Origin of the sequence: Arcobacter sp. F2176, from assembly GCF_004116465.1 — a bacterium.
Taxonomy (GTDB): domain Bacteria; phylum Campylobacterota; class Campylobacteria; order Campylobacterales; family Arcobacteraceae; genus Arcobacter; species Arcobacter siniprincipis.
Genome location: NZ_PDJV01000002.1, coordinates 142,575 through 161,806 on the forward strand (window position 1 = coordinate 142,575; position 19,232 = coordinate 161,806).

Consider the following 19,232-nt stretch of genomic DNA (forward strand, 5'->3'; position numbering starts at 1 on the left):
GGAAAGATTTATGAATAAAAGAACAAAAATATTAGCAACCTTAGGCCCAGCAAGTGATACGATAGAAATAATAGAAGGATTGATTAAAGCTGGCGCAAATATGTTTAGACTTAATTTTTCACATGGAAGTCATGAATACCATCTAAATACATTAAAAAATATTAGAAAAGCAATGGAAAACTTAAATACTACAGTTGCTATTTTACAAGATATTTCAGGACCAAAAGTTAGATTAGGGGATTTAAAAGAGCCTTTTGAACTAAGAAAAGGTGATACAATAAGATTCGTAAAAGATGATATAGAAGGATACCAAGAGAGTGAAAATGAATATGTAGCATCTCTAAATTATCCAGAATTACTTGATAAAGTAAAAAAAGATGAATATATATATCTTTATGATGGAACAATTAGAGCAAAAGTAATAGAAACAGGTGTTCAAGTAAAAGCAGAAATAGAAAATCATGGAAAATTAGGCTCAAGAAAAGGTGTAAACTTTCCTAATACAATAATTGATATTGATGTTATTACTAAAAAAGATGAGAAAGATATCGCTTGGGGAGTTGAAAATAAAGTTGATTATTTTGCAATCTCTTTTGTACAAAATAAAAAAGATATGTTGCACGCAAGAAAACTTCTAAATGGATATCATGGAAAACTAATAGCTAAAATAGAGAAATTTGATGCAGTTGAAAATATAGATGAAATAATAGAAGCTAGTGATGGAATCATGGTAGCAAGGGGAGACTTAGGAATAGAAGTTCCTTATTATGAAGTTCCAACAATCCAAAAAAGACTTATCAAAAAAGCAAATATTGCTTGTAAACCAGTAATAACAGCAACTCAAATGCTTCTTTCAATGACAGAAAATGAAAGAGCAACAAGAGCAGAAATCTCAGATGTTGCAAATGCAGTTTTAGATGGAACTGATGTTGTAATGCTTTCTGAAGAGAGTGCAGTAGGAACAGACCCTGTAAATGTTGTAGAAACAATGAGTAATATTATTGCTAAAACAGAAGAGATTTATAACTTTGATAAACAAAGTAAATTTGCATATTTAGATGAATTTGATGTTATTCAAGGAACAGTTACAAAATTAGCAGATGATTTAGGTGCAAAAGGAATTTTAGCACTTACAAGCTCAGGTAAATCAGCAATGAAAATATCAAGATATAGACCAAAAACAAAAATCTTAGCATTTTCTCATAAAAGAAAAGTATTAAACTCTTTAAGTGCTATTTGGGGTGTTTATCCTATTACAGTATTAAAAGAAGGACAAGCCTCGAAGATGATTCAAAAGATGCTTAAAAATCTAGAATCAAGAAATATCTTAGATAAAACAGGACCATATATAGCAACAATTGGATATCCAGCTGGGATACCAGGAAGTACAAATACTATCAAAATACTAACAGAAGGTGAGATTGAATATTATTTAAATCTACCAGCAAATAAGAAGAAATAATCTTCTTATTTGTTTTACTCTCCTTGTCATGTAGACTATAAAATTATTACAAATTTGTAACTTTACTATAACAATAATAAACTATTAAATTACTTTTAAGTATCATATGCAAAAATAATTGGATAGATTATGGGTAATGAATATAATGTAATAGAATCAGGATTTATAAAATGCGCTTGTGGAGGGAAAGTAACCCTAACATCAAGTGTCCCAAACCTAAAGATTGCAGGAGCAAAACCTTTATACCTAAAAGATATATTAGGAGCACCAGTTGCTTGCCCAAGAAGTAAGAATAAGTGCACGAAAGTTGCTAGTAATTCAACTGCTGGTACAGAAACAAATGTCTCAGCCACAGGCTTGACATATCTTCTTAGGACAGATGGATTTAAAACAGATAAAGGAAGAGCTGTAATTTTAGTGGATCCAGGACAAAGTACTTCAAAAATATCTGCTCCTCCTTCTTTATTTTCTCAAGAAATTGTTGCTGAAGAACCTACAGAAAAGGCAATTAAAGAATCAGAAGAAAAAAAAGAAAAAGAAAAATATAAATTATATTTGATAAGATCAACAAAAGATAATGATAATATAGATATATACAAACCTCTAAGGGCAATAAGAGTTTTTCTAAAAACAGAAAATTTTTTCTCTGTAGATAAAGATATAAATCCAAGAATAAAAGATAAAGTTTATTCAGAGTTAGAATCTTATGTATATGTAAAAACCAAAAAATCTATTGATGAATATAAAATTGTATCAAGAGGAACTCTTTGTTCTGAAAATTTAAATGAAATATCTTATAAAGATGAGCAAAATATTCTTAAAAAATATATAGCTTTAGAAAATGATGATGAAGTAGAAATTGTTTATTCAAATGTAAAACTTAGAAAAGCACAATCAAAAAGAGCTAGTGATTTTAAAAAGTTTAAAGCAATTAACATAAATCCAAAAACTCTTGAATCTACAAAAGAAAAAGCTTTTTATATCAAAGATGTACAAAGTCTAGCTTCAAATGAAATTACAAAAGAAGATATACAAACACAAAAGAAATTTGATCCACTATCTAAACATGAAAAAAATACAAAATTATATCCATTAGATATAATTGCGGTTATTGATGATGAATTAGGAGTTTTAGAAGATTTAAAAGAATATTATGAATTTTCATTTAAGAAAAACTTTGTTGATAATGAAAGTATAATAGATGATATTCGAGATAAAAATGCTTATGTATATACTGTAGCAAATCAACTTAATTATTTTTATGTACCAGAGGGTAGAAAAAATAAATATAATAAAAATCTAAATAAATTAAGAAAATATTATAGTACTTTTGTAAGAGAAATATTATATGGCAAACTATCAAATCTTATATTTGAAGATGATACTCTTGATTTAGCAAATATTGTAGTTCCGAATTTTGATATGGCAAGTAATTATTATAGACAAATAGAATTTTTGAGTAAATCATTTTTTAAAAATATGAAAATAGAACTATATGATGGGCAATTGAAATTTATAAATAATCAATTAAACTACTATTATAATCCAAAAATCTCAAGTACTGAAGTAGAAAGTAGAAATAATGATATTAAGAAATATGCAGAAGAAAGAGGTATAAATAGAACTATTCATACTGCTCATGGATATCTGAAGTTTTCGAATTATCATAATGATTATAAGCTATATAGAGAAGACCCAAATAAGCTATTAGCCTTGATAGTATTTTCTATTTTATTTTCTGGTGATTACGATGATGAACTAAGAGCTATATCAGATATTGAAGATAATAAATTAGAGTTTTACAATCTTATTATAAATATGAGACCATTACCAGCCATAAGTGAAGATGATATAGAAGATGTAAATTATAAGATGAAAGATCAAAGTTTATATAAAGAGATATTTGAAGGAAGTACAAAAAAGAGTGGGTTTATTTTTACAAAAGAGAATAAAGATAAAAATACACTTTTATCACAATTTGATAATCTAGAATACATCCATAAAAAAGTATCATTTTCATATAAAGAAGCTAAGAAGATAAAAATTCAAACAGCTTTGGAATTTGAAGACTTATATAAAAGTAAAGATTTATCATCCTTTAAAACTGATGACTATTTATTATCTCCTGATAAGTTACTAAAACTTGTTGTAAAAGAACAACAAAACCCAAAAATCAAAGAGCTTTTAGGTTTATACTCAGGTATAAAAGAGTTTGATAATGAAGATGAAAAGATAAGATATCATTATAATATGTTAAATTTATCCTATGATTTAACAAAAATAATAGCTTTTATGGATGAAGAGTTAAATATCTCTTCTATTTTTAATGCTCAATCAAAAGATATCCTAAGCTTTATGGAAGAGCTTGCAAAATCAAGAGAAAATATTGAAGATATGAATAAATGGGCTGAATATAGAGAAAATAAAAAACTATTCTTTGAAACTTATTCTATGGTTACAAACTCAGTAGTAACTCACTCTTGTATTCAAAATGGTCAAAATGATGCTGATAAGAAGTTTAAAGAAAGACAAACAAATGTCTTAGAATTTTTAAATACAATCTCAAAACTACAAGGACTACAAACAAAAATTGATTTTGAATTTTCCCAAGAAAAAAAGAAAAATCCAAATCAAAGCTATAAAACACTTATCTCAACAAACTTTGATATGGCTCAAAAATCACAAGACACTGCTGAAGCTCTTTATTCTACACTAAGTGCTATAAATGGTTTTACAAAAAGATTAAATGAGATGAATTCAGTCTTAGAAGATATAAAAGCTCTAAAAGAAGAAAATAAAGCTTTAAGTAATGAAATAAAGAAGATGAAACAAGATAAAAGTACAAGACGAAATATTAAAAAGAGAAGACAAAAAGAGATTATTCAGCTGATTGAAGAGAAAGAATCTAAGATTAGTAATCTAGGAGGGGATATACTAACAAATAAGAAATTTGGAAAAACTAAACTGAAAACAATAACTGAATATTATGTTTTAAAAAAAACCTTAGCCTCAACTAAAACCCTATCAAATGTAGTAGCACTTATGGGAATAGTAAACTATTATAACTCTTACGATAAATTAAAATTATCAAATCTAACTGCTTTTGCATCAGATGTATCAACCTTGTCTATTTTAGCTTTAGAAGGATTAGAAAAAGCAAGAAACAATGCAAAATTAGCCACAACCCTGATAACTCAAGCAGCAAATAAAGCAAAATTAAATATAGGGATATTTGCATATAGATTAGATATCTTTATAACAATAATAACTGGAGTAAATAGATTTGTAAAACTTGATGATGAAGATGGAGATGGGAAAAAAATAACAGGTTTAACAACAACACTACAAGTAATATTTTTATTAAGTTCATCTTGGATAGGTTTGGGAACAGGCTTCATATTAGCAGGATTAACAGAATTGGCATATCAGTTAATACTAAACTTCACCCACATAATAAATAGTCCAATAGAAAATTATATAAATAAGTCCCTTCTTTATAAAACAAAAACAGATGATGGTCTAAAATTTAAAACAACAATCTTAAATAGAACACTTAAAGATTCAGATTTAAGAATACCACAATTTAATACCTTTAAAGATATTCAAAACTTTATAGGAGATAATTATGATAAAAACAAAGGAATGCTAGATTCTGCTTTAGTAAATGAGATATCAGTACTTAAAAAAACACTTTTTGGATTGGATTTAGAGTTGTTTAGTTCTAGATATTCAATAGATAAAGAAACAAAATTATATAAAGCAACAAGAGTAAAAATACCTAAACAAATATTTGATGATAGTAAGTTTAAACTCATTATAAAAACTGACAAAAATGAATATAAGGTAATGCAGAAACCTGAATCAACAATTTATGAAAACTTCTATACTTATGATTTATCAAATAATGATATAATCGAAGCTTCAAAAATATCAGAGTTAAATCATAAAAAATACTCAATCATAGTTTTAACAGAAAATATATTATTAAAATATAATTACACATATTCTTTCAAAGAAGTAGTTTATATATCAGTACTAAACTTTAAAGAAGCCTTTATAGACCAAGAAGATGAAAAATTTATAGGAACAATAACAAATGAATAAACTAATAAAAATAATAACAATACTTGCACTTTTAATCTTTATCAGTGGTTGTGAAGAAAAACCTATAGGAAAAATCACTAAAGATACATATAATTTAAAATCAGACATGGACCCAAGGCTTAAAGCTTATCCTGAGGCTGTTGAGTGGTATGAGAGTTCAATGATATCAAAAAAATCTGCTTTTAACTTAGGTCTTTTTTATGATAAAAAATTAAAGGATAAAGATAGTTCAATTATATGGTATAAAAGAGCTTATAATCTAGGAGATAATAATTCCGCAATTAATATAGGAGCAATATATGAAAATTCATTAAATAATGATGATGCAATTAAATGGTATTTATTAGCTAATAACAATATCTCATTAACTAATTTAGGTCTTCTATATGAAAAATTAGAAGATTATACTAGTGCAAAAAAATATTATAAAATTGCGATTGAGAGAGAGAGTATGGATTCAATCAATAATATTGCAGTATTATACTATAAAGAAAAGAACTATATTAAGTCCTCAGCATATTTATTAACATTAATAGAATATCCAAATTACACAAAAGAAGAAGTAGTAAATTATCTAAGAAACGATTTAAAAATAGATGATGAAACAATAAAAAAAGGCTACGAACTACAACTAACAATGCCAGGACTTCCAAGAAGATATAAAGGTGGGATTTAATTCCACCTTTGTCTAAAAAAAACCAGCCTCAACTAAAACCCTGTCAAATGTAGTTGCACTTATGAGAATAGTAAACTATTATAATTACAAAATACCCAAGCTAGAAGTGTTTAGTGTATTTTTAGCTTATTTTAGAATAAATATCTAATAGTTCGATTTGTTTATCGATATTGTAAATTTTGAGGTCTAGTTCTCTGATTTTTTTGGAATTTAGTAGGGTATCCACATCACTTTGGGTTTTTAGTTCTGCTTCTTTCTCTTCTACAACTACATCAAGTAGGGAGTTGTATAATACATAATCATTTTTTGCAATGTTTATTTTTGAATCTATCATTTTGATTTTTGATAGTTTACTTTTGAAATAGTTTTCTTGTTCTAAAATTTGGTTGTCAAAATCTAATTTTGCCTTTAGATAATCTATTCTAGTACTTTGAATATCATTGAATGTTCTTGTATCAAGTGGCATAGTGATTTTTATTCCATAGTTTTGTACATCATCTCCTGTGTCAATTGTAGGATTATTACTTGAGTGATATTTTGTATAATCAAAGGTTGCACTGACTGTTGGAAGATATTTTGATATAGTCATCCATGAGAAGTCTTTTTTACTACTTATATCTGCTTTTGCTCTTTTTAAAGTTAGATTATCTTTTAAGAAATTTTCTTTATCTAAAATACTAAATTTTGGCAAAGTAAAACTTTCATAATCACCACTTGCATATGTACCAAACTGATTTATTAATTCTTCTTTTTGATAAACTAAATCAGCTAGAGCATTTCTACTTGTATTTGTATCAAGTATTGCATTATCTAGTAATGAAGTATCAGCAAAGCCATTAAGTACTTGTTCTTTTTTTCTTTGGATATCTATTTCACCATTTTTTACTAAGAGTTCTTGTTTTTTTATTTGAAGTTGCAGTTTATGGATATTGAATAAAATGGTTGTGGTATCTTTTATCATAGCTTTTTTTTGCAAATCTAAATCTAGGTGAGAATAGAGTCTTTGAGCATTTGCATATTTTATAGCTTTGTAAATACCACCAGTTTTAAATATGGGTTGGTCTACAGAGATAAGAGACTTTTCAGTATCATATTTATCTCCATAAACTTTTGAATAGGTATAATTTACTGGATTTATCCAATCTTTTTTAAGTTTTGAACTATTCTCTTCTATTTGCTCTTTTGATAAGTCAAATATTTCTAATCTTTTTTTTGAAAGAATAGAGTCATCTAACTTATCACTTTGTGCTGCAAAAGAAGAACTAGCAACTAAAACAATAGTTGCTAAAGATAGTCTAAATCTTAGAAATTGCATCATCTAGCCTTTTGAACCCTTCATCAATTTCTTCTTTTGTGATAGTTAATACTGGTAAAAATCTTAAAGTATTTCTTCCTGATTTTAAGACTAATACCCCTTGCTCAAAACTATTTTTAATAATAGCTGCTAAAGTAGCTTCATCTTTAGCTCTAAGTCCTCTCATAAGACCTAAACCAACTTTTGAAATAAAGATATTTGGATACTTTTCATATAAAGCAGCTAATTTTGATTCAAAGTAGATAATAGCTTCATCTAGCGCACCTTTATCTTTATATTCATCTAAGATTTTTAAAACTTCTAATCCTGCTCTTGTAACTAAATAATTTCCACCAAAAGTTGAACCATGATCACCAGGAGAAAAGATATCTTTGTGTTTTGTCAAAATAGCTCCAATAGGAACTCCTCCACCTAAACCTTTTGCCAAAGTTACAATATCAGGTTCTATTTCATATAAGTTTGAGGCTAAAAATTCGCCTGTTCTATAAACACCTGTTTGAACTTCATCTACGATAAGTAAAATCTCTTTTTCTTTTAAAAATGCAGCTAATTTTTGAATCTCTTCTTTTTCGAAAGGTTGAACGCCACCTTCACCTTGAACAAGTTCAATCATCACTGCAACAGTTTCTTCATCTATTGAGTTATAGATGTCATTGATTTGTTTATTGTATGAAAACCCTTCAGGATATGGAGAAAAATTTGGCGAGTGAAATTTATCTTGACCTGTAGCTTTTACAGTAGTAATAGTTCTTCCATGAAAAGAGTGCTCTAAAGTTATCACTTTATATTTTTTATTTGCAAATTTTGTTTGCCCATATTTTCTTGCAATTTTTATTGCACCTTCATTTGCTTCGGCTCCACTATTTGCAAAAAATGTTGCCACATCATAACCACTAAGTTTAGCAATTTCTTTAGCTAAAAGTGCTTGTGGCTCGATTGCATAAAGGTTTGAAATATGAGTTATCTTACTAACTTGATCATAAATAGCATCTGCTACTTGTTTGTTTCCATGTCCAACACTAACAACACCAATACCTGAAGTAAAATCTATGTAGTTATTATCTTTATCATCAAAAAGAGTAGCATTTTCTCCTCTTTTAAAGTTAACATAATTTCTTGCATAAGTATTTAATACATAATCTTTATCTAATTGTTCTAACATTTTATAAACTTCCTAAAAAAATATGCTTATTATATCGAAAATATATTTTTAATTAGTTATAGGAAGAATAGATTTTTTAAAATATCTATTTAAATCAAAAATTCCTGAATCTATAGGTTGCTCCTTATTAAATTCATTTTGAAACCAATCATATACTTCCCAAAAGTTTTTATTTTCTCTACTAATAAAATATTTAGATAATTTTTCATTATCATCTTTCTTATAATTTATTAAAATATTAAAAAATTCACTTAAATCATCTTGTTTTACAACAATAAATAAGTTTGGATATGAGCCTACAAAACCTTTTAATATATTTATTCTATCTTTGCTAGAATTCAATCTTTCACTTTCATTAAATAAAAACGCAACATTGTCATGCCATTTATTTATGACTATTGAATAAACATAGTCTTCTTTATTATTCATTTGTATTCTTAAATATGAAAGATTGAAATTATTACTTGAATAGTCTCTAAAAAGAGCTGTATTCTTTTTTAGTGTTAAGTCTTTTAAACTTTGCTCGATTTGACTTTTTGTATTATATTGTTTCAATATAGGGGATTGCTTATACCCTTTTTCTATAAAATTTAATTTATCTTTTGGTGTATTTGTATATTTTAATATATCTAACATCAACTCTTTTTTATACTCTTTAGATTTATATTTTACTAAGGTTTCATTTTGAGAGGGAGTATAAGTTATTAGCCATTTTGCAGTATACCCTAAGTACCATTTATCAAATTGAGTTTTTCTTATATCTTTTGGAAGGTATTCTAAAAAGTTACTTTCACCTTCTATTCTTAATCTGTCCATATATTTTCTTACTAGTAGTTTATGAGGAGTATTCCCAAAAACATCAAATCCCACAACAAGAGAATAATAAAGTCTTTCTAATAAAGGGTAATCAATGACCCACATAGTTTTAGGAATATCACCTAAGGCTCCCTTTTGAACTGAGGCAGAGTTAAAATGTCTATATATGGTCAATATTGCATCATTGTTTTTTTCTTCACTATTATTGCCTTTCCAGATACTATTTATATCTATTCCCTTTTTATAATATTTTTTATATAGTTCATTTTTATTTTTATAATAAGCTATAGTGTCTTGGTCGTAACTAAAAAAATCAAAAGCATCCAAAATAGGGGCGTTGGGTCCATACTCATTTGGTACACTTAATTTTTTTAAATTATCATGTATAAAGTTACTATCATGAAGAGTTACATCAAATTTTGGATCTTTAAAGGCAACCCAAAAATGGTCATTTATAACATTTAGTGCAATCTGACCTTTACAAACAGGACCTCTTATAAATGTCATAATAAAGTAATGGATATTATCAAGTAAAAAATTGTATTTAGATGTTGCAGGTATTTGTTCATAAGCTGTTAATGGATTTGCTGCTATTTTTGAATCATAACTTACTAAAGTAGGTTTTGCTTCCCAATTTGTATTTATAAAAAGGTCTTTATATCTTTTTAATTTACTTTCATCAAGATTGTATACCATATGTGTTTTATGAACAATAGTTGATTTTATTTTTTGAAATCTATAATAAAATGGTTCTTCTACTTTATCATAAGGAAGTCTTGTTGCTATTACCTTTACACTTGTATTTGGTTTTGTATAAGACCTTACTAGTTCGTAAAAATCATTACTATCAGGAAATTTAATATGAGCTAAGAAAAGATGTTCATAAATATATCTAGCTGTTACTTTATGTTTTACATCTTGATTATTCAAAAAGTCTTCGAAGATTTTTATCTCTTTTGGTTCTTTTGTTTGTATGATTTTAGGCTTTTTTATTCCTTTATCTAACCAAGTCATAAGAAGGTTATGTTCTTCTTTTTTTAAAGCTGGAAAACCATATGGCATACCATGATAAGGCTTATCATTTAAATATTTCTCAAGTTCATCTTTATCTTTTATACAAGTTAGTTCATCATCTTCTGGTGCATAATTTCCTTTTATTTTTGGAAATTTTTGTTTTTGATTTAATAAATAAGACATGATAGAAGCATTTAGATTTGGTATCTTTTCATTTACTGGATAAAAGCCTTTTTCTCTCCATTTTTCAGTTGTAGTTGCATCTACAAAGAGCCTTGTCATCTCTCCAGCTTTTAATCTATTTTTATAAATAACCTCTTTTGTTGCTCCCCTTAAAAGACCTTCAAGTGAGCTCATTTTTAATTGGCAAGGTGAATTATAACAAGAGTGACAAACTACACATCTTTTGTCTAGTATGGGTTTTATATCATTTTCATACGAGATATTTTTTTTAACTTCATCAAAGGAAACTTTTTGATTAAACTGTGCATTTGCATTAGAAAGTAAAAATGTGATTGTAAATATTAAAAAAAGTGAAAATTTCATTAAGTTCCTTAGGGAGAATAGGAAAATATTATAACCAATTTAATCTTTTTTTTGATAAAATTTGTTTTTAAAAAGGCAAGGATAATAGATGCAAAACCTCATAAGAACTTCAGACTTTACAAACGAGGAGATTATTTCATTATTTGATGATGCAAAACTGTTTTTAGATATGAAATCAAGGGATATTTTAAAAGGCAAAGTAGTAGTAACTCTATTTTTTGAAAACTCTACAAGAACTAGAAGTGCTTTTGAAATAGCTGCAAAAAGATTGGGTGCTGAGATTGTTTCACTTGATGTGGGAACAAGTTCAAGTAGTAAAGGTGAAACTATATTTGATACTGTTGCAAATATCAATGCAATGTGTCCAGATGCTATTATTATAAGACATTCAGAGTGTGGATTACCAGGAACTTTAGTTGATCTTGTAAATTGTCCAATAATCAATGCAGGTGATGGCAAACATGCACATCCTACTCAAGCTTTACTTGATTTGTTTACTATTATGGAACATTTTGATGGAGAAGTTGAAAATAAAAAAGTTGCAATAGTAGGAGATGTTAGAACTTCAAGAGTTGCTGGATCTAATAGAAAACTTCTTCCTAGATTTGGTTTAGATGTGTGTTTTGTAGCACCTGATTGTTTTAAATCAGAAACAAATGAACATAAGCAATATGATAATATTTCAGAAGTAATTGATGAAGTTGATGTTGTGATGAGTTTAAGAACACAATTAGAAAGACACAATGAAATATATTTCCAATCAATTAATGATTATGCAAAAGATTATTGTATTACAAAAGAAGTTCTAGGAGATAGAGATATTTTACTTCTTCACCCAGGACCAGTGAACAGAAATGTTGATATTAGTGATGAGATGTTATTGGATCCTAGATCAAAAGTTTTAAAACAAGTTAAAAATGGTGTTGCTGTTAGAATGGCAGTACTTAAAAAACTAATACTTTCTCAATAGTATATATTTGAATAATCAAGAATTAATAAATCAACTTAATAATTATGGCTCTTCTAAAGAGCCATTTTTTTTTATGATAAGTTATGACTTAAAAAACTACTTTTTAAAACCCTTAAAAGATTTACCCCAAGATATAAAATATGAAATCTCACCTAAAGAGAAAAAAAGTTCAATAAAAAACGAAGCCTTGATAAAATGTCCAATGAGTTTTGAAGAGTATAAAACAAAATTTGAGTATGTGCAAGAACAAATAGCTTCAGGAAACAGTTATTTATTAAATCTAACAGCTAAAACAAAAATAAAGTGTGATTTGAGTTTAGATGAGATTTATGAAAGATCAAAATCAAAGTTTAAATTAAAATTTAAAGATGAGTTTGTGTGCTTTTCTCCTGAAAGATTTATAAAAATTAAAAAAGATAAAATCTATACTTATCCCATGAAAGGCACTATTGATGCAAGCTTAGCAAATGCTAGTGTTAAAATTTTGGGTGATATGAAAGAGATGGCTGAACATACGATGGTAGTAGACTTACTTCGTAATGACTTGGGAATAGTTTCAACTAAAGTTAGAGTAGATAGGTTTAGATATATTGATGAAATACAAGCAGGGGATAAGAAACTTCTGCAAGTGAGTTCTAAAATATCAGGAGAACTACAAAGCAATTGGAATGAAAAGTTAGGAGATATTTTACTTTCCCTTCTTCCAGCTGGTTCCATAACAGGAACACCAAAAAGGAAAACTGTAGAAATCATAAAAGAAATAGAAGGATATGAGAGGGATTATTATACTGGTATTTTTGGGGTTTTTGATGGAAAAAGTTTAGATAGTTCAGTTATGATTAGATTTATTCAAAAAGATAAAGATGAAAATCTTTATTATAAAAGTGGTGGAGGTATTACTTGTGATAGTGATGCCAAGTTAGAATATCAAGAGATACTTGATAAAATTTATTTACCATTTTAAGAAATTTGTAGTTTATATCCAATCCCAATTTGTGAAGTTATTGTATCTTTTGGAAGTTTCTTTCTTAGTCTTTTTACAAGTGTTCTGATACTCTCATTTGTAGTAAAATCACCTTCCCAAACATATTGTTCTATGTGTTCAAAGGTAACTATTTTCTCACAATTTTTTATAAATAAATTTAAAAGTAAAATCTCTTTTTTTGCTAATTTTATCTCTTGTTTATTTTCATCATACAAAAGTTCACTACTTGTGTTATAAGTATAGTTTTCAAGTAGATTTATAGTCTCTTTTTCTTTTTTACAAAATTTATTAAGCTTTAATTCTAACTCATAGATATAAAATGGTTTTTTCAGATATTCATCGCAACCATTAGTATAAGCATCTTTAATAGTCTCTAATTCAACATTTGCACTTATTATTATTGCGGGTGTTTTTTTATCCATAACTCTAATTTCTTTTAATAAACTAAGACCATCTATTCCTGGTACATTTATGTCTAAAATAAAACAATCATAACCATCATGAACTGCATTCAAAGCATGTCTTCCATCTTCGAACCAATCAATTTTATATTTTTTTTCCCATAGGGCTTCAATAATAAGTTTTGATAATCTTTTATTATCTTCTAATAATAATATTTTCATTCTAATTCTCTATAGAATTATCTAAACAAATAAGAATATTTGCTCCTTCATCACAAGGCAAAGCTTTTATTGTGCCATTCATCTTATCTTCAATTATTAATTTTACCATATGAAGTCCAAACCCATCACCATTTTTTTTACTTGTAAAAAATGGCTCAAATATTTTTTCTAAGTTTTCATCTTTTATTCCAATGCCATTATCTTTTATTGATATACATAATAAGTCATTTTCAGAAGATATTGAAATAGAGATTTTTGCTTGGAAATTTTGGCTTTGTCTTCTTTTCAAAATACTATCTTTTGAGTTATTTATTATATTTAAGATGGCCTGTTTAAATTCATTTGCATAACCATATATTGTATAGCTTCTATTCTCTTCATAATTTACATCTACATCTATGTAGTTATATTTTGTATTGTGTTCAATTACTCTTAGAAGTTGATTTATTGCAGAATTTATTTCAAATTCACTTTTTCTAATTGAAGGTTTTATAAAATCTTTAAAATCATCAATAGTACTTGTCATATATTTAACTTGTGTCATAATTTCATCAACAAACTCTTTACTAGAGCTTTTTGAGATGTCTTTTTTATAAAGTAACTCTTGAGCTATAGTTGATATTTCTATTAGAGGAGCTTTCCATTGGTGAGCAACAGAAGTTATCATTTCTCCTACTTCATAAAGCTTTGATCTTTGTACTATAAATTGTTCATCTTTTTTTCTTTGATTTTCTAATCTTTTCAAATCAGTAATATCATTTATGATTGTAACAATCCCTGCTTCTTCATTTTTCTTATTTAAATACTTTTTTCGTCTAATTAAAACATTTAGAACCTCATTATTTCTACCTTCTAAAGTTGTTTCAAGATCACTTACAAATAGCTTTTTATCATCAACTTTTTGACAAATCTCAGGGAAAATGTCATTTAGTTTTTCTCCTATAATTTTATTTCTTGAAAGATTTAAGTATTTGCATAAAGCATCATTACAACCTAAAACGATACCTTCTTTACTTTTCCAATAAATTATATTTTTAATGTTATTTAACAAAACATTGTCCAATTTAGTTTGTTCTAATAGTTTTATTTCTAAATTGACTTTTTTTACAATATTAACAATTAATCCAATAATCAAAAGAAAGAGTAAAGGCAATAAAATAAAAGTACTATCTATTATTTTTCTATTTTTTTCAAAAAAATCTTTTGGTTTATTTATTGTGCTTGATTGTATTGGAATATTTGAATTATGTAAATGAAATTTTTTTAATACAGAATAATCAAAATAATGTTTTGAAATAGGTGTTGATATATCTATATCTTTAATAGGTGTCCCATTTAAAAAGTAATTTGCTTTGTTTCCTGCTAGTTTTCCTTGTTCATATGGATCTACCATAATTCCACCAACTACCCCTGCACCTAAATGTATTTTATTTATAGCAAAAACAGGATATTTAGATTTTCCAAAAAACTCTTTTAAGTCTTTTTGATAGAGAAACTTTCCATTTATATCTTTATATAAACTTGTAAAAAGAACAGCACTATGTGAGGGAAGTTTTTCAATTTTTTGGTTTAGTGTTTTTATATCAATCTTTGTATCAAAAATGATATTGATTTTATTTTTATATTCTGAAATAGCATCAAGTATTTGATTTCTTATTGCTTTTGAAGATAGAGTATTATCACTTATAATATATAAAGTATTTAAATTTTTTATTGAATCTTTTATAAGTTGAATATTTTTTTTAATTTCTTTATATTCTATGACACCAGTGACAGAATTTTTCATATTATCTGGAATTTGTATTTTATCATAGTTTTCAAGACCACAAAAAATAATAGGAGTATTATGAAATAACTTTTTATTATTTGAAAGGGCAAAATTAAAAGCATAATTATCAACAGTGATAATTAAATCATATTTTTTATCTGCATATTTTTTTGCATATAGTAAAGATAAAACTTCAAAGTATTCTTTACTATAATTCCTTTTTGTATCCATATATTCAATTGTAAGTTCATAATCTGGATATCGTGAAATAACACTTTGCAAACCATCTGTTATCTCATCACTCCATTTTAGTCCATTATTATAAGAATGTAGAAGCAAGATTTCTTTTGGAGAATTTGCAAATAAGAAGTTGAATATAAGTAGAAAGAAAAAAATATATTTCATTTGTGGCCTAGTGATATTTTGCTTTATTCTATCAAAAAATAAAGCAAAATAACTAATTGATTATATATATGATAGTTTATACTTTTTTTATTTTACAAATCGTATCATTCCACGATTGCATTCCAACAATTGGAGCTGGATTTACTGGAATTATATTATTTGGGTTGAATCCATTTCCACTTCCACCTAATCTTTTGTCCCACCAAATATTTCCATTTAAATCTAAGTCCTGATATTTAGTATATCCTTTAATATTCTCTTTTATCCCATTTTTAGCTTTTGGTACTCGACCTCCATAATTCATTCCTAAAGAGTTACTTATTGCTAATACTTCTGGATGAATCCCTTGGGTTACAAAAGCTTTTACTTCCATACTTCCTAAGACTTCATTTTTAGAAGCTTTATAACCTTCTTTTGGTCTAAATGTAGTGATTCTTATTTTATCACCCATTTTGATGCCATATTTTTTTGCTGTTTGTGTATTTATCCAAACAGGATTATCATGAACTATTTCAGTAAGATATTTTTGTGGAGCAGTTCTAGCTTGTGTATGAACATTCCATTTAAATGTAGTTAAAACAAGTTCATTTTTACTTTTTTCTTTCAAAGATTTTGGCATTTTAAAGTGTGGATAACCATCTTCATCAAGTCCAAGTTTTTTGGCATCTATTATAATATCATTCGATTTTATTTCAAATTTTCTTGATGGAGTTTTTAATCCTTTAAATGCTTTTCCGTCTTTTATTATACCTATGGCTTGTTTTTTACCTTTTTTATCTACATAAATAATATCATTTTCTACAAAACTATCTTTTAAATCTTTTTCTTGAAGTTTTATATTATATGGTTCATAATTTTTTGGCTTATCCTCTATCCATACACCATATTTTTTCATATAATCAAAACCACTAAGACCTTCTTTGATTGGTAGTTTTGAAAATCTTAATTTAATAAACTCTTCATAAGAATCAAAAGCAAAATATTGGGCTACTGGTTCTCCTATTTTTTTTGCAACTTTTATAAGAGTATCTGCAAAGTTTTCACAATCATAAGGGGGTTTTACAGCAGGTTGTCTAAGACCAAAATATGGAACTAAATCATAAGCATTTCTTCCTTCTATTGTGTATCTTTCAAAATATGTTGCATCTGGTAAGATAAGATCAGCATAGTGTGCCATCTCTGAATAAACTACATCAGAACAAACATGAAAAGGAATTAATTTTTCATCTTTTAATACTTCAACTGCCGTTTGTGGGCCTTCTGGCCAAGTTTGAGGTGAAGATATTGTATATGACATATATACTTGAATATTATGTTTTTTAGTTTTGATTTTGTCATAACATAATTCACTTACTCTCATTTTTTGCCATTTATTTGCAAAAGGATAAAGTTTTGGGTCTTCTAAATCTGTACTAAATGTTGGTTTTGGAGGAATAGGGCTTGGCATAGGGAATGATTTATGTCCTTTATTTTTTGAACCACCAAAAGCATAACCACCTTTTTTCCCTACACTTCCAACAAGGGCATTTAATATTACTACTGCTCTATCATTGTGTAATCCATTATAGTGAGCTTGTGAACCTCTATTTGTAAAAGCAGCACAATTTGGAGCTGCTTTTGCAAACTCTATTGCAACTCTTTTTATATCACTAGCACTTAAGCCACTTTGTTCTTCGGCAAACTCAGGAGTATATGGAGCAATAAACTTCTTATATTCATCTACCCTTACATTACACCATTCATTAATAAATTTTTCATCATATAAACCTTCATTCATGATTACATTTGCCATTGCTAGTGCCACTGCACCTTCACTCGATGGATAAGGAGCAAACCATTCATCACTTCTTCCTGCTGTATTTGATAATCTTGTATCAAAAGTAACTAATTTTGCACCCTCATTTTTTGCCTCAATAAATCTTTTAAGTAGAGGGAAACCTCCTTGATGTGTTTCTAAAAAATTTGAACCAAAATTAAGAAAATATTTACAATCTCTAGCATCAACAGTTTCCCAACTTGTATCTCCTATTGTAGTGTAGTTTGCTGCTCTTTTATTAGATGAACAAAGGGCTCTATGGTTTAAAATCACAGGAGAACCAACTGCATCCATAAATCTACCAGTTATATCTCCCATTTTGTTTCTTCCACCATGAAAAACTATGCCTTCTGGTTTTTTATCATCAATACATTTTTTGATTTTACCTGCCATCATATCATAAGCTTCTTCCATGGTGATTCTTTTCCAAAGACCATCACCTCTTCGTCCCACTCTTTTTAATGGATAAACAATTCTTTCTGGATAATTAACTGCACTAACTCCTCCATGAGCTTTTGCACAAAGCTTACCTTCACTATTTGGGTCTAGTGGATTTCCTTCAACTCCAAGAATTTCTCCATCTTTTACTAAAACAGTCATTCCACATATCGTAGAACAATTTAAACATACACTTGGAACTCTTTCTATTCCTTTTATATTTTTAGCCAAAGTATTAAACTCTTGAAAAGTTGTTATTTCACTTGCTTGTGCGCTTGTTGGAGATAAAGATATGACATCTCCTAGTTTTAGTGCTGCAAGAGTTATAGCTCCATTTCTTAAAAAATCTCTTCTATTCATAATCCACCGCCCAATTTTCGATTTCATAATTTAATGGAGAAAAACTTCTTCCAAAAGTTAATTTATTTTTCATTTTTTCATTAGCTCCAATGTGCAATGTTCCAGGTTTGTCATCTTTATGATTTTTAAATGGTTTTGCATCTTTTGGAATATATTTTTTATCTGTAATTATTGTAATTGCATTTGCAACGCAAGTTGCTTCACATGCTGTTTGAAGACCTTGTTCTAATCGGTGTTCACATAAGTTACATTTTTCAGCAATATTTGTAAATGGATTTACATAAATGGCACCTATTGAACAAGATTTTATACAATCTTTACAACCTGTACATTTACTTTCATCTATTTTTACAATTCCATTTTCTTTTGAAATAGCTCCTTTTGTACAGGCTTTTAAACATAATGCCTCATTACATTGTCTACACATAAGAGGCAAAAAATCTCTTTTTACTTTTGGGAAAGTCCCACTATCTAAATACATTGTCATTGTTCTAAAGTAACCAAGGGGAGCTTTAAACTCCTGTTTACAGGCTACTTCACATGCATGACATCCCACACATTTTTGTGCATCAATTATCATTTGGTAATTTTTCATAAGTTTAATTTTCTTTTGTTTTGGATATTGAAGGTGTGTTTTAATAAAATAAACACTACTTGTTACACAAGTCTAGGTTAGTTATAATTTAATAGAAGTAGTATATAACTTATATTAAAATGGTAAATAGAATTTTACCAAAAATAAAATTAAATAAAAGAGTTAATTTTTTATTTT

General features: G+C 27.4%; 12 protein-coding genes. 5 read left to right on the forward strand and 7 right to left on the reverse strand.

Annotation, left to right across the window (positions count from 1 at the left end; translation table 11 throughout):
• Positions 1–10: 10 nt before the first annotated feature.
• The 3 genes from pyk (at position 11) to CRU95_RS02435 (ending at position 6,242) form a co-directional block, all read left to right on the forward strand.
• Complete coding sequence (pyk, locus tag CRU95_RS02425; protein WP_129099560.1) at positions 11–1,462, forward strand: pyruvate kinase; 1,452 nt, start codon at positions 11–13, stop codon at positions 1,460–1,462.
• Positions 1,463–1,591: 129 nt separating this feature from the next.
• Positions 1,592–5,566: a hypothetical protein gene (locus CRU95_RS02430; RefSeq protein WP_129099561.1), complete on the forward strand. Its 3,975-nt coding sequence runs from the start codon at positions 1,592–1,594 to the stop codon at positions 5,564–5,566.
• Entirely contained in the window at positions 5,559–6,242 is a 684-nt protein-coding gene (locus tag CRU95_RS02435; protein WP_129099562.1) for a tetratricopeptide repeat protein, read from the forward strand. Before CRU95_RS02430 ends, CRU95_RS02435 begins: the two co-directional genes overlap by 8 nt.
• Before the next feature lie 121 nt (positions 6,243–6,363).
• Here CRU95_RS02435 and CRU95_RS02440 read toward each other — a convergent pair whose 3' ends face one another.
• The 3 genes from CRU95_RS02440 to CRU95_RS02450 are packed head-to-tail and all read right to left on the reverse strand — an operon-like array spanning position 6,364 to position 11,095.
• Positions 6,364–7,557: a TolC family protein gene (locus tag CRU95_RS02440; protein WP_129099563.1), complete on the reverse strand. Its 1,194-nt coding sequence runs from the start codon at positions 7,555–7,557 to the stop codon at positions 6,364–6,366.
• A complete protein-coding gene (locus CRU95_RS02445; protein WP_129099564.1) occupies positions 7,538–8,719 on the reverse strand; it encodes an aspartate aminotransferase family protein in 1,182 nt (393 codons plus the stop codon). Before CRU95_RS02445 ends, CRU95_RS02440 begins: the two co-directional genes overlap by 20 nt.
• A 48-nt stretch (positions 8,720–8,767) precedes the next feature.
• Complete coding sequence (locus tag CRU95_RS02450; protein ID WP_129099565.1) at positions 8,768–11,095, reverse strand: fatty acid cis/trans isomerase; 2,328 nt, start codon at positions 11,093–11,095, stop codon at positions 8,768–8,770.
• An 88-nt stretch (positions 11,096–11,183) separates the two neighbouring features.
• On the opposite strand from CRU95_RS02450, the gene CRU95_RS02455 reads away from it, so the two are divergent.
• Together CRU95_RS02455 and CRU95_RS02460 are read left to right on the forward strand one after the other, a co-directional pair.
• Positions 11,184–12,065: an aspartate carbamoyltransferase catalytic subunit gene (locus tag CRU95_RS02455; protein WP_129099566.1), complete on the forward strand. Its 882-nt coding sequence runs from the start codon at positions 11,184–11,186 to the stop codon at positions 12,063–12,065.
• Between the two features lie 7 nt (positions 12,066–12,072).
• Positions 12,073–13,029 carry an aminodeoxychorismate synthase component I gene (locus tag CRU95_RS02460; protein ID WP_129099567.1) on the forward strand — a complete coding sequence of 319 codons (957 nt, stop codon included), beginning with the start codon at positions 12,073–12,075 and terminating at the stop codon, positions 13,027–13,029.
• Here the strand turns inward: CRU95_RS02460 and CRU95_RS02465 are convergent.
• The 4 genes from CRU95_RS02465 to CRU95_RS02480 all read right to left on the reverse strand — a co-directional run bounded on the left by CRU95_RS02465 (position 13,026) and on the right by CRU95_RS02480 (position 19,055).
• Positions 13,026–13,673, reverse strand: a complete 648-nt coding sequence (locus CRU95_RS02465; protein WP_129099568.1) for a response regulator transcription factor — start codon at positions 13,671–13,673, stop codon at positions 13,026–13,028. The two genes, CRU95_RS02460 and CRU95_RS02465, sit on opposite strands and share 4 nt — an antisense overlap.
• A 1-nt stretch (position 13,674) precedes the next feature.
• The gene (locus CRU95_RS02470; protein ID WP_129099569.1) at positions 13,675–15,846 is read right to left on the reverse strand and encodes an ABC transporter substrate binding protein; all 2,172 of its coding nucleotides are present in this window, start codon (positions 15,844–15,846) and stop codon (positions 13,675–13,677) included.
• Positions 15,847–15,922: 76 nt separating this feature from the next.
• Positions 15,923–18,460: a molybdopterin-dependent oxidoreductase gene (locus tag CRU95_RS02475; protein ID WP_164969710.1), complete on the reverse strand. Its 2,538-nt coding sequence runs from the start codon at positions 18,458–18,460 to the stop codon at positions 15,923–15,925.
• A complete protein-coding gene (locus tag CRU95_RS02480; protein WP_129099571.1) occupies positions 18,453–19,055 on the reverse strand; it encodes a 4Fe-4S dicluster domain-containing protein in 603 nt (200 codons plus the stop codon). Before CRU95_RS02480 ends, CRU95_RS02475 begins: the two co-directional genes overlap by 8 nt.
• Positions 19,056–19,232: the final 177 nt, after the last annotated feature.

Excerpts from the sequence above, each read along its gene's own strand:
- pyk (WP_129099560.1), top strand. The coding sequence starts at position 11 with ATGAATAAAAGAACAAAAATATTAGCAACCTTAGGCCCAGCAAGTGAT.
- CRU95_RS02430 (WP_129099561.1), top strand. The coding sequence starts at position 1,592 with ATGGGTAATGAATATAATGTAATAGAATCAGGATTTATAAAATGCGCT.
- CRU95_RS02435 (WP_129099562.1), top strand. The coding sequence starts at position 5,559 with ATGAATAAACTAATAAAAATAATAACAATACTTGCACTTTTAATCTTT.
- CRU95_RS02440 (WP_129099563.1), bottom strand. The coding sequence starts at position 7,557 with ATGCAATTTCTAAGATTTAGACTATCTTTAGCAACTATTGTTTTAGTT.
- CRU95_RS02445 (WP_129099564.1), bottom strand. The coding sequence starts at position 8,719 with ATGTTAGAACAATTAGATAAAGATTATGTATTAAATACTTATGCAAGA.
- CRU95_RS02450 (WP_129099565.1), bottom strand. The coding sequence starts at position 11,095 with ATGAAATTTTCACTTTTTTTAATATTTACAATCACATTTTTACTTTCT.
- CRU95_RS02455 (WP_129099566.1), top strand. The coding sequence starts at position 11,184 with ATGCAAAACCTCATAAGAACTTCAGACTTTACAAACGAGGAGATTATT.
- CRU95_RS02465 (WP_129099568.1), bottom strand. The coding sequence starts at position 13,673 with ATGAAAATATTATTATTAGAAGATAATAAAAGATTATCAAAACTTATT.
- CRU95_RS02470 (WP_129099569.1), bottom strand. The coding sequence starts at position 15,846 with ATGAAATATATTTTTTTCTTTCTACTTATATTCAACTTCTTATTTGCA.
- CRU95_RS02475 (WP_164969710.1), bottom strand. The coding sequence starts at position 18,460 with ATGAATAGAAGAGATTTTTTAAGAAATGGAGCTATAACTCTTGCAGCA.
- CRU95_RS02480 (WP_129099571.1), bottom strand. The coding sequence starts at position 19,055 with ATGAAAAATTACCAAATGATAATTGATGCACAAAAATGTGTGGGATGT.